The 13,444-nt window shown below is 39.5% G+C and carries 7 protein-coding genes; 6 read left to right on the top strand and 1 reads right to left on the bottom strand.

Annotation, left to right across the window (positions count from 1 at the left end; translation table 11 throughout):
* Nucleotides 1-196: 196 nt before the first annotated feature.
* Nucleotides 197-1,342, top strand: a complete 1,146-nt coding sequence (locus tag KEM09_RS10045; RefSeq protein ID WP_212228008.1) for a universal stress protein — start codon at nt 197-199, stop codon at nt 1,340-1,342.
* Between the two features lie 81 nt (nt 1,343-1,423).
* On the opposite strand, the gene KEM09_RS10050 is transcribed toward KEM09_RS10045, so the two are convergent.
* Nucleotides 1,424-2,971 carry a carbon-nitrogen hydrolase family protein gene (locus KEM09_RS10050; protein ID WP_212228010.1) on the bottom strand — a complete coding sequence of 516 codons (1,548 nt, stop codon included), beginning with the start codon at nt 2,969-2,971 and terminating at the stop codon, nt 1,424-1,426.
* Nucleotides 2,972-3,262: 291 nt separating this feature from the next.
* Between KEM09_RS10050 and KEM09_RS10055 the strand changes: the two genes are divergently transcribed.
* The 5 genes from KEM09_RS10055 to KEM09_RS10075 all read left to right on the top strand — a co-directional run bounded on the left by KEM09_RS10055 (nt 3,263) and on the right by KEM09_RS10075 (nt 13,094).
* Nucleotides 3,263-4,102 (top strand): LytR/AlgR family response regulator transcription factor, encoded by an 840-nt coding sequence (locus KEM09_RS10055; RefSeq protein WP_212228012.1) that lies wholly within the window; start codon nt 3,263-3,265, stop codon nt 4,100-4,102.
* 280 nt (nt 4,103-4,382) lie between these two features.
* Complete coding sequence (locus tag KEM09_RS10060; RefSeq protein WP_212228014.1) at nt 4,383-5,408, top strand: alpha/beta hydrolase; 1,026 nt, start codon at nt 4,383-4,385, stop codon at nt 5,406-5,408.
* Nucleotides 5,409-5,413: 5 nt separating this feature from the next.
* Nucleotides 5,414-6,922 (top strand): membrane dipeptidase, encoded by a 1,509-nt coding sequence (locus tag KEM09_RS10065; RefSeq protein ID WP_212228016.1) that lies wholly within the window; start codon nt 5,414-5,416, stop codon nt 6,920-6,922.
* Between the two features lie 38 nt (nt 6,923-6,960).
* Nucleotides 6,961-8,499 carry a phospholipase effector Tle1 domain-containing protein gene (locus tag KEM09_RS10070; protein ID WP_212228017.1) on the top strand — a complete coding sequence of 513 codons (1,539 nt, stop codon included), beginning with the start codon at nt 6,961-6,963 and terminating at the stop codon, nt 8,497-8,499.
* A gap of 101 nt (nt 8,500-8,600) precedes the next feature.
* Nucleotides 8,601-13,094, top strand: a complete 4,494-nt coding sequence (locus KEM09_RS10075; RefSeq protein ID WP_212228018.1) for a hypothetical protein — start codon at nt 8,601-8,603, stop codon at nt 13,092-13,094.
* Nucleotides 13,095-13,444 lie beyond the last annotated feature (350 nt).

Here is a 13,444-nt window from a genome sequence, read left to right on the forward strand (position 1 = left end):
TGTTTGTTTTATGATGTTAAAACACCTTTGATGTAGGTTTGTTTGCAAGTTGGTTGAAAACTTAATGTAGTTTAAACGCCTATAAAATTAAGACTATCCTCTGTTTTATTAGCAATTATGAAATGTATTTTGTTTTAGTTTAAGTCATTTTAACTAAACAAAATACGTTAAATCATGTTTTTCTTATAAAAAGCCTATGAAACTGTTAGAGAAGATATTAGTTCCTGTTAAGGTGAGTGAGGTATCCAAAGCGCAGATGGCTGTTGCTGTTGAACTGGCAAAGAAGTTTAAATCGCAGCTTTTGCTTTTGCAAGTATTGCCTGCGGAGGCCAAAACTGGTAATGTAAAAAACATTATTGAAAAGTATGTTGGAGACGATTTTGCTGAACTGTTAAAGCGTTTTACGGATGCAGGTGTGCATGCCAAAAAGCTGATTGCCTATGGTAATATGTTCGAGCAGATTATACGATTAGGCGAAGAGCATAAGGTTAATATGACATTGATTCCGGATGATTTTCACCTTTCGGATAATCAACAATCGGTGGATTACATGGTGGAAAAATTGTTGCGTAAATCAGAAAAGCCGGTTTGGGTAGTGAAAGAAAGTAGTCGGGTGGTGCCATCATCCATTCTTTGCCCGGTTGATTTTTCCGATGCCTCGGCTCGTGCACTAACTAATGCCATCAAAATAGCTCGCATTTTTAAAGCAAAATTGAATGTTCTTAATGTGTTTGAACCTTTGGAAGAAATGTATTCACTGCGTTACAAGGTGGATTATGACGAGGAAAACAGAGTGCTCGTGCAAGAAAATGCCGATAGCTTTCAAACATTTCTTGAGCAGTTCAATTTTAATGATGTAAACTATGAGTTGATTACCCTGCATGGTCAGCCTTACAAGGAAATATTAAAATTTGCAAAGCAGCATCAGGTGGATATCCTATTTATGGGCGCTACAGGTAAAACACTTTTTCAGCGGCTTTTACTGGGTAGTGTTACCGAACTGGTAGTTCGTGATTTACCTTGCTCCATGGTGGTTACCAAGTCGGAAAATATATTAAACCTCAAAATAGAGCAAGATATTACAGATTTGGAAAAAGCACTATCTAATGCCAATCAACTGGAGGAGGCTGGCTTCTATGCTGATGCTATTGAACAGGTGAATGCTGCACTTAAAATAAATGATTTACACCTGCCCGCCATCTATGCACTGGTTCGATTGTATTCAAAAACAGATAATCAGGAAATGGCTGATGTCTACAACAAAAAAGCCGATGAAATATTGAAGCGATTGTGGAATAAAAAAATTGAGTTGGAGATACGTAAGGGCATGGATAAGAGTTAGAAATGTAATTTTATACAGTGCTGATGCAAAGCAAGACTTATGGCATCAGCACTGTACACTTTGCTTATTTAAATTGTACTCTTACTTACCAGAAGTGCGCGTTATTGTATAAATGTCTTTCCGTCTGTCTTTGAGGTTGCGCACACTGCCCAGCTGATTTAATTCTCTCAGTTTATCAATGTCAACATCAGCTATAAGTATCATTTCAGTATTGGGGGTGGCCTCTGCCTTGATACCATTTGTTGGAAAGGCAAAGTCGCAAGGCGTAAATACCATCGATTGTGCATACTGAATATCCATATTATGAACTTTGGGCAGGTTACCCACACTTCCGGCAATAGCCACGTAACATTCATTTTCAATGGCTCGTGCCTGTGCACAGCTTTTTACACGCGAATAGCCATTTTGCGTATCGGTTAAAAAGGGTACAAACAGGATATCTATACCATCTTCGGCCAATAGGCGGCTCAACTCCGGAAATTCAACATCGTAACAAACCAAAATACCAATTTTACCACAATCAGTATCATAGGTACGAATGGTATTACCTCCCTGCAATCCCCATACTTTTACCTCGTCAGGTGTCACGTGCAGCTTTTCAAAGCGTTCTATACCACCATCACGCTTGCACAGATAGCCTGCGTTATACAGGTTGTTGTCCACCACCTCTGGCATACTGCCTGTAATGATATTAATGTTATAGGTGATGGCCAGTTCGGCAAAACGCTTGGTTATATCTTCTGTGTATTCGGCCAGTTTGCGTATGGCTTCGGGTTCCGACAGGTGATTATACCTTGACATCAACGGCGCATTGAAAAATTCAGGGAATAGGGCGAAGTCGCACCTGTAGCCCGATACAGCATCGACAAAGTATTCGGCTTGCTGCATCAACTCTTCAAAGTCGCGGTAAAGTCGCATCTGCCATTGAATAAGACCAAGGCGAACAATGGTTTTTTTGGTAGCTGCTGTGTCTGTTTCTTTTTCGTAGTAAACATTGTCCCACTCCAGCAATACGGCATATTCTTTTGATTCCTTGTCGCCCTCCAGGTAGCCCTGAAGTACCCGTGCCGGGTGAAAGTCATTTGACATCTGGAAATTAAGAACCGGATCGTGAATTTCTTTGTTACGCACTTTGTCGATGTATTCACGTGGCGATATCTCAGAAGAATATTGATGATAGTTGGGGATGCGTCCGCCAAATACAATACCTTTCAGGTTGAGTTTTTCGCAGAGTTCCTTACGGTAATCGTATAAGCGACGACCTAAGCGCAGGCCTCTGAATTTGGGTCTTATAAATACATCAATGCCGTATAGCTTATTACCATCGTGGGTATGTGTGTTGAAAGTATATGAGCCGGTGATTTGGCTGTAGGTATGTTTATCGCCAAATTTTTTGTAATCAACAATGATTGACAGAGCACATCCTGCTAATTCATCGTCTACCTTTATGCCGACTTGTCCTTCCGGGAATTTTTCAATCAGTGTTTTAATGTGCTGTTCTTTCCAATAGGCTTCGGGCATGTTCGAATAGGCCTCCTGCATGGCATTCTTAATTTCATCATAATCATCGAGGGTGAGGAAAACCAACTCTATATTATCAATAGCCTGAACGTCTGTTTTTGTTTCCATGGTAATCTATAATTGTCAAATTAACAGATGATTGTAATTAAGTAAAAGATAGCATTAATGGCTGGCTAATTTATAGATATAATTGACACCTGCTATTATTTCGTAAAATTATTTTAGGATAATCAAATAGCAAAGTCAAACGTGCTTAGTGTTTAATAATCAGCTTCGCTGATGAATATAGTCGATTAGTTTTAGTCTGGTTTGCATCCAATGTAACTTGATGCAACAGGTCAAACAGAACTTCTTATCTTTGTTACTTATACTAATCAGCTTAAGCATAGATTATAGTCCATGCCCAATACACATTTGCTAAACAGACCATTTAACCTGTTAATGCCCGTCAGGTCCAGATTATTTTTTGTAGCATTTATTACCATCTACCTGGTGCTGTTTCTCAATATTTATAAACCCTATAACCTTGAAACGTGGTATGTCTTTTCGAATAACAAGCAGGTATTTGAATTGGGATTATTAGGGCTTATTGGGGGATTATATTTCTGTTTTTCGCAGCTTTTATTACCCAAATTAATAAAGTTCAGAGTTAGCAAAGTGTGGCATTTTGCACTATGGACTTTAGCTGAGCTTGCTCTGCTGACTCTTTTACTCACAGTACTATATGATGATATAAGAAGTTTCTGGCAGTTTGTTGCTGAATTTTCCTCCAATTTAAAATACGTTGGGTTGACCTTGCTTCCGCCGTATAGCTTTTCGTTAATACTACTGTCGTGGTATCAAAAGCAGCAAGCAATTAATGAGTTCAGGCAGAAATCTAAACATCATAAAGTTGCCAATACGCTGGTTCAGTTTACCGATGAAAATGGGAAAATAAAATTGTCCATACAGTTAAGTGAGATCCTCTATCTGGTTTCAATGGATAATTATGTGGAGATATATTATCAGATCGAAGGAGAGCAAGTTCGCAAAGAACTTATACGCAATTCACTTAAAAATCTGGAAGAACCATTACAGCAATTACCCATCAGGCGATGTCATCGTTCTTATATGATTAATACAAGTAAGATCACCATCATTAAAAGACTTGAAAAGAAGCAGGTGGCCATGCTTAAGGGAATCCAGGAACCTATTCCGATATCTAAAACTTACCACAGCCACTTTAAGTCATTTTTGTAAGTGAAATCAACTATAGTTATTCATGCTGACTTAAAAAAGACTTGACATTCCTTTATTTTCAGGTTAACTTGTGTCTTTGTGTAAGTGGTTGTGTGAGTGTTGTTTGTTGATGTATCGGAAGCTTGAGTATTGACTTGTGTTTGTCAAAAATCATCCTTGTCAACCTTACTTATACAATCTTTCAACTAATCGGTGACGTTTTTGAAGTAAAGTGTAGTAGCTGTGCATATTCCCCTTGTTCGCTACTGCTTAATGCTAATCGATTAGTTCTTCATGCAAAATGGAACAATTTTTCTTTACTAACCGCAGCATCATTACTGATAATGGTGCAGAAAAGGTAGATACCAGCCATTCGGCCGGAGCTACTATGAATCTTCGTTTTGGCTTCCTTAATCTTGAAACTGAAAGCTACCGTTTATTGCCCGATGTGGCTATTAAAAATGGTAACTATCAGGATGTTGACTATCTCACTGATAAAACGCAGGGGTCCGCAGCCTGGTTTCATCAGTTATATGCTGATATGCTCAAAGATGATAAAAAGAATGATACACTTGTGTTTATTCATGGTTTTCAGTGTGGGTTCGATTGCTTTATCCAAAACATGCAACACCTGCAAAAAGCATATGTAGAAAACGATGACTCCAATATTGCGAGAATTGTTGGCTTTACCTGGCCGTCTAACAACAACATATTGCAATACCGGGCCGATCGTGCTGATGCCCGCTATGCCGGAGAGGCTTTTGCCCGCGGGTGGTATAAACTATTGCAGTTTTTTAGTCAGGTAGTAGGTACCGACAAGCGGTGCGGAAACGGCATCCACCTGTTGGCACATAGTCTGGGTGGTCAGGTGTTTGAGCAGATGGTGCATAGTGTGAGTAAAGGGCCTTATGCCGGCATTGGTCAGGTCTTTAATGAAATAATATTGGCGGCACCTGATGTGCAGCACGATACCTTCGAAAAGGGTAAACCGCTCTACCGAATCAACGATTTTTGTGAGCGTCTGCACGTGTATACTCATAAAAGTGATGATGCGCTTCGTATTTCTAAATACACCAAAAATTTTGAAAGCCGCCTGGGTAAAAACGGTCCTGTATCGCCATTTAATATTCCTAATAACGTGCATGTTGTCGATTGTACGAAAATAAGCGATCAGCAAACAGGGCGCGAAAAGCTTATTGACCACTGGTATTATAAGAACAGTGCAACAGTCATTAAAGATATTGGACAGGTGCTGAATGGAGCCGACGAAGACCAAAATCCGCAGCGCACCTATATGGCTAATCAGAACAAGTACCTTTTAAAATAAACACCATGAAAACGTTTGATTTACATTGTCATCCAACCCTGAAACCGATGCTGACTTTGCAGAAACATCGGAAGAGCCCCTGGGACGAAGTAGATAATATTGCCAATAAGATATTTGATTCACAATCAAACTTAAATCAGCTCTTGGATGGCAATTGTAACCTGGCATGTGTTGGTTTAATGGCCATCGAAGCAGCTTTTCTAAAAGGGGCTTTGGTTCAAACCGTAGCCGGTCCGGTACGTTATATCGATAAACGACAGATTAGGCGGATGGCCCGAAAGGTTAAAGGTTATTGTTATCCCGATTTGTTGGAGCAGGAAATAGATTCTGTCATAAACAATGCTGTTAATAAAGAAGAGCCCTGGGAACGGGTAAAGTGGATCAATTCAATGGATGAGTATGAACCTGATGACATGGATACACTGTATTTAATAGCAACACTCGAAGGTGGGCATGCATTGTATTACGGACGCAATGAATCAAGTGATATCAATATAATTACCGATAAGCTAAAGGAATACCGCAAAGGAGATCCGTTGCGTTTGTTATACCTCACATTAACGCACATTAGCCCAAATGTGTTTGCCAATCATGCGTATGCCATTAAAATACTGGGTAAGAAACCCTTCTTACCGCTGGGAAATGGCATCTCTGATATGGGCCATCAGGTGATAGATACCTGCCTGAATGCTCGATGGGAAGGAAAGCCCATTTTGATTGATATCAAACACCTGAGTATGGTAGCACGCAAACAGTTCTACGCGAAATATAGCGATAAGCCAATAATAGCCTCTCACGTAGCGGTCACCGGGTGTTCGTGGAGCACGAAACCCATTGCGAAGTTTCGTAAGAAAAAGGCGCATCCGGTATATAAGGTCAAATATGAGCGGCAGAGAGGACACATAAATGGAACCCGCTTTAATCCGGATAGCATTAATCTGTATGATGAAGATATTAAGGCGATACTTAGGTCGGGCGGACTAATAGGGTTAATACTGGATGAGCGGGTGCTTGGTTATGCCAAAGAAGAAAAAAAGACGAGTAAAGAGTTTATTAGTGATAGTGAATGGAATGAATTTATAGCGCCCATGCCACTAGCAGAGCAACAACACCGGCATATGGATGACGATGAAAACCAACTTGACGAAGAAGAGGAGCGTCAGAATGAAGAAGAGGAAACGCTTTTGTTGGTAGGAGAGGGGGCTAAACGGAGCATGGCCCAGCAACGCAATCATTTGCTGCACCTGCTAAATAATATTATGCATATCATGATAGTGGGACAAACAATGGATAAGCCTGTTAACCCCGGAAAACACATTGTAATAGGTTCCGACTTTGATGGTTTAATTAATGCCATTGATTGCTGTCCAGCGGCAGAGGACTTTGAATTTCTGCAGTATAATCTCGAAGAAGCGATAGAACTATATGCCAGCGACCTGATTCCTGATCCGGCTGCTTTTGTGAGTGATGTATTTTATAATAATGGGGTTGAGTTTTTGAATAAGCACTTTTAAGATTTAAACGATGTATTAAGGGTAAAAAACATTGAGACATGAAAAAGATACTGTTTTTTAATTTTGATGGTACCGATAATGAACCTGCTGATGCCATCCAGGATAGAAGGTTGAGTGGTAAAGAAGAAGATGATAGTATAACCAATGTACTTAAGTTTCATCTGCTTCTTGGTGGCCAACTGAAGGAGGAATATGGGAAAACACAACTGTCAAATGGTTCGTATACATTCTATTATCACGGCATTGGCACGTACGGAAATTTCTTTCAGCGTAAATTTAATGCAGGCCTATCAAAAGAGAGCAAAGATGTGAAAACAATTCTTGAAGATGCCTCTAAAAATTTCAATGATTATTACTCCGAAGATATAGATTATATCGTTGTTACAGGTTTTAGTCGGGGTGCTGCCTTGGCCAGGCGATTTGCAGCCATTATCAATAGCACTGTGAATAGACAAATAGTTATAGAAGGTGTTTTTGATACAGTAGCTTCCATAGGTATGCCAAATTTCAGAAAAGAAGACAGGCCTTCGTCAGATGTGGTATTTGAGCATGGTCATACGCTTCCTTCCAATGTTCTGAAAGCTTTGCACCTGGTTTCACTGGATGATAAGCGAAAGGTCTTTCAGCCAACATTAATGAATAAGGATGAAAGAGTAACCGAAATTTGGTTTCCGGGGGCTCATGGCGATGTGGGTGGTGGCTATAATTACGATGGTTTATCGGATAATGCGCTCCGCTTCTTTTTAGATTGGTTTGAAGAGTTGCCTGAGCTGGAGATTCGCTTTTTATCGCCCAAAAATATTCAATACGATCAGGTATTTCATTCTGATTCCGGACTGGAAATTGAACCTGATGATGTACAGATTGATCCCAATCCACTTGGACTTAATCATCAACAAAAGCGACTGCCTGTAATATCGCACATCACTTTAACCGACCGCTTGTGTTGTGTGATTAAAGAAGATAAGGTGCTTAAAGAGGAACTGCCAATGGTACACTGGTCAGTAGCCGATCGTATCTTCCGTGATGCTGATTATAAGCCACAATCGCTTAAAGGGATTGAGCATACAATCTGGTACCGCGACGATACCACCAAAGAGTTTAGGGGGACTTCGGAACATAAGCTGATGAACAGAAGTAATCTGAAGGTGCCATCTAAAGGAGGTGTCGTAACACGTGTGTATGCCTATTTAAAATACAATCATACTGGCATATATCTTCAGAAAGGTAAATCTTATAATATCGAAGTGATTGAAATAGACAAGTATAAATGGCGCGATGGAGGTATTCATCCGGTTGATGGCAACGGCTGGAATAGAGGCAAAGTTAAGCTTGCTGCGCGCGAAATCGCCATTGCCATTGCCGAACCATTTAAACGAGTGACGGGCAACGGTGTAGACTGGTTCACTCTATGTGGCTGCATTGGTCATAATGATGACGAGGCTTTTGCCATAGGAAACGGACTAAAGAACTACTCCCCCAAAAAGTCAGGCGAGTTTTGTGCTTTTGCCAACGATCTGAACGGTTACTATGGCAACAATAGTGGCTTTTTGAAGGTCAGGATTGAGGAAGCGTAAATGCCTCTATGTTTTACTGACTATAAACTGTTAAAAGGGAGATGAATATCTCCCTTTCTATGACGATTTAACCATTCATTCTGCCAGCCAAACTAACAATTATGCAAAAACTAACAGGTAAACGATTTGGAATATTAATGACGGTCTCCCTGGTTATTATACTGGCCATGGGCTTGTACTATTTCCATATTCAAAGTGTAAAAGAAGATAAAGTAAAGCGACAGGCTTTTAAAATGTTATATCGATATGCCGGAGATTTGAGGGAGAAGGAGAGGGATATTGAAACTACGGGAGCTAATAGTTTTAATATTCTTAAGCATGATATTGATGAAGTCAATGCTGTTAAAGATTCAATTAAGCCTCTTTATCAGGAGATGAGTGAGATTGAATTTGATCTTGAGGAGTTGTATGATACTACATTTTCAGTACTGTATAGATATGAGAATAGAAGCTATCTGATCGAAAAAGAGGAGCCGCTAATGCTAAGGTACATTGTTCTTGATGAACAATTTGAAAAATACCTTGCCGTCTTGGATGAATTGCTCCCTGCTATGCAGTATAAAATAGAGCGAGAAATAAAAAACAGGTACAATTATAACGAAAGCAACAAAGAAGACTATTTGTTTTATGATATTGATTATTTGGCAGAGCCATCAAAAGTTAACTACTATGAGTACGAAATTGACTCCATTCTTAATGACGTCATAGCACCATACCTAAGTCAATTACCGGTTCATAAAGATAAAATCTTTCCCAACGTGCTGGATGAAGCTGATTTTTTCGAAGGGTTTATTGCATTTGATTCCACAGAAGTGGTGTATAATCAGTTTGATTATACGCATATAGAACTAAAGCAGAAAAAGTCAAAGCAGTCAATAAATATTGATACGCTGATGCATCTGTTTAACACTTCCAAAAAAATAGAACTATCACTCGGCGGAGGCTCCTCTGATTTTTCATTCGAAAATCCTTATGAATTATCAATTCCCATATCATTAAAGGGTGAAGACTATCAGTTATTTGTAGTTAAAGTGGATGGGGTGAATATTCATTACCTGGCTGGCCTGATACCAAAAGTTAAATATGCTTCATTAAAGCGTGGATTCGACCGGGCCCTTCTCACCGCCATTACGGTATTTGTTCTGCTACTGTTATTTAGTATTCCGGTTATTAAACTCTTTGTAGTGGCTGCGGGTGAAGCTTATTCCATCAAAAATCTGATAACATTAGTACTCAGCTCGGTTGGCCTGGTGTTTATTATGGGTTACTTTATTTTGTACGAAACTAACCTGGCATACATCAAGGGGCATCTGAAGGGTGATGGTGAACATTTAGAACAAATGTCAAATGGAATACGCCATGACTTTAACGCGGAGTTGGATAGTTTACTGATTAATATCACAGCAGTAAAAGATACATTGTCAAACTTTGTAACCTCTGATAGCTTTAAAAGTTTTAAACGAGACTCAGTAACTCTCCACAGAATTATTGCTAAAACCAGTTTTTTGACCATCGATACCTTGTCGTGGCTCGATATCTTCGTAGCCAAAGATCGCGAAAGACATATTGATCCCAAACGCTTTGAAGGTAAGTTTATTGCAATGGAGATGTCAGATGTAATTGTAAGTAACGATTACGGGAAAATACTCAATATAACTCACAATAATTGCAGATACTCCGATATTGATACCATGGATGGCATTGACATAAGGATGCGTGACTACTTTAACGCTCCAACCCTTTTTACGCAGAATGGCACTGCATTTGGCATGCAATCCATTTTTTCTTTAACAACTGCCCGGCCACAAGTTATTTTCTCGTCGAAAATCGGAAAGTCCAGCTATTTAGCTTGTATTGGTACTGAACTAACATCGGTAAGCAATACCATTTTACCCCATGGCTACTCCTTTTGTGTTATTGATAGTAAGGGTAAAGTGTGGTTTCATAAAGACCCTGAAAATAATGTTCGGGAGAATCTTTTTTATGAGACGGATCAGCATCCTGATTTAAAGGCAGCCATATTAAGTCACCGAAAAGATGTTTTTAAGGCCGATTATAAAATGAAACCCACCCTTATGTGGGTGGAGCCCCTGAATGTTGATTTGGATTTATTCATCGTCACCATGTGCGAGGTGAATAATTATGCTCAAATCATCAACCATGCCGGATACATTATCATTGCAGCTTTTATCCTTATTGTGCTATTCTGGTTTCTGTGCACATGGGGGTACCGCATGTACAAAAATTTTAACTCAGATATCCACAATCCGCCACACTCGCTGTTGTATTTTTTTCCGAAAAAGAAGATCGCAGAAAAATATATCAGTTTGGCTCTGCACAATAGCCTGTTAATAGTTCTTTGGGTGGTGGTAGTAATGTTATTTTTTAGACGCATTTATGTTATACACTGGATAAGTCTGCTGGCGCTTATAGGAGCCGGTTCATTATTGGCTCAAATGCGTTTCTTGTGTGGTAAAGGTGCATGCAAAATCACCTTTAAGTTGTTCATCTACTATGCCATTTTTTCAGTTGCACTTTTAAGTCTGGTTGAACTGATGATGCCCAAAACCTGCTTTATGAGTTATTCTTTTATAGGGAGTGTTTTTATCCTAACGACTTTCAATGGGCTATTGTTTGTTTCCTTTAAAAATAATGGCACAAGGCTGAAGGCGATTAAAGATAAGGTGGCGGCTGTTCTTAGAAAGAAAGTGAGTGTGTTGAATACTTTCCGGATAAAATACTACCTATACGTTTACACACTGCTGCTGCTATTTGCTTTTATGCCGTTGGTGGTTTTGTATACCGTTGTTTACCAGCAGGAAACCACCTTGCATTACATGGCACAGCAGCGGTATGTGGCTGAGCAGATTCTGGAACGCAGAGAGCTGTTGCTGGAACAAAATAACCGTAAGAGTACGATTAAACCGCTGGAACGAAAAGGGAATTACTATGAGCAGCTTCATCATATGAAGTTTGATACCCTGGTAGATGAACAAGGTGATAATAATATTGAATCGTGTAATTTCAGGTTGGATCAACTGAAGGGAACGTTTAATTACGTTCATGTTTTTGGTCAGGCCAGGGCCAATATGTTCTTCTTAAATAACCTCATTGAAGATCGTGGAAACCGGGTAAAGCCCAGTTATATTAATTCCGATGATACTCTTAAGCAGTATACCTACTTTATAAGTGGAGATAGTCTAAATCTACAAGTTAAAACAGGTGGTTTTCCGCACAACGACCAACTGTTTGTGATGCGGATGGACAAACCAGGGTTGTGGCATATCACCAAGCGTTACTTAGGTATTGTCTATGGTTTTCTGGTAATTTCGGTGCTGTATTTTATGTATTTACCTACCATGGCCAATCGGTATTTATTTCCCGGGTTTAAGTATGCAAAAACCATGTTTACCGAAAAACAGAGTAAAACGCAGTTACATGAGCTCGAAAAGGGTGAGAACAAATACATTGTAACTATGCCCGATAAGGCTTTTTACCGAAAATGCATCGAAAATGAACACACAAAAATGTATCGGCTGCATCTGCCACAGAGCTTAATAAGCTTGTTGCGCGACAACAATGCCAATAAGCATGTGTACCTTTTTATCGATCATATGAGCTTTAAAGGGGTGAGTCAACTACAAACCTTTGTTGAGTACCTCGAAAATGTGCTGGAAACAGAACAGTTCCTGAGTTTCAACATCGTTTGCTTTAAAATGCCTCGTATATTAATACAGCATTTTCGTGATTCTTTAATTTCAGAGTTGCGCAAGAACAATAAAAAAACAGCGAAGAAACGGATGCAGCTGGATACGATCCTCAAGCGTTTGGTTAATTGTTTGGCCTACTTCTCCATGACCTATGTACCCATAACCAGGCAGCCCCTAAAAGAAGATGTGCTTGAGCAGATAGGTGCGCTTAAGCAGGAGTGGGAGGATGAGTTCAGGCCTGAAAGATCAATTACTGGTGACACTTACAAGCAGCAATGGAAAAAACACATTAGCTGGATAGATGATGAAATTGGTAAAAATGCCGCATTGGTTGATAAATACCAGCTGTTCAGGCGGCAGGATACCCTGTCGGAGAATGACTATAAATGGGGTAATGAAGAAACCGAAGAGATTAAAAATAAGGTAGTCAATGAAGATAATGTCCTTCAGGCCTACCTCATTAATCGTACCTATTACCAAAAGATATGGGATAGTTGTGATAATGAAGAAAAATCCATTCTTTATGATATAGCTGATGATTACGTTATCAACCTGCATAAAAAGGGCGTGATTAATATTCTTATTAATAAAGGCCTGATAAAGAATGGGCAGTTTCTTAAGCTGTTTAATCTGAGTTTCACGCTGTTTGTTACCCGCCAGGAAAATGAAGTGGATGCCATCAATGCATCTTTGCGCGAGCATAGCAAAGCGGGCTGGAGCCAATACGGATTGCCACTTAAGCTGTTGGGCGTGGCCATCATCGTATTCCTGGTGGTGACCCAGCAGGAGTTTTTAACCGGCATTCAATCCATTCTTATCTCCATTGGAGCCATTCTCACCTTTGCTTTACGCTTCTTTAATTTTCCGTTAAGGAGCGGAAGTTGATAGGCGTGTGTTAACAATACCAAGAGGGTCTCTTAATGCGGATTCCCTCTTTTTTGTGTTTTATGATTTATCTCGAGACATGGAGACTAAAGTGATTATAATTCTGGTATAGACAAGTTTAGAGTACAAATGGGGGTGTAAAGTTGTTTTGTTATTTAATTGGTTGCCAATCAATAGGAAAGCAGGGTGAAATGTTAGTTCTCGATGTAGAAAACATTATTAGAGACATTGGCATGGTGATTAATAAAAGAGCTCAAAAAGGTTTAACTAATCTTTAAAATTCCTTATATTGCCTAATTGATTAATTATAAGGGAGTTTAAATAACTGTTCGATAACAAGAGATTATTTC

The sequence above is a fragment of the Carboxylicivirga mesophila genome (assembly GCF_018271975.1).
In the GTDB taxonomy this organism is placed as follows: domain Bacteria; phylum Bacteroidota; class Bacteroidia; order Bacteroidales; family Marinilabiliaceae; genus Carboxylicivirga; species Carboxylicivirga mesophila.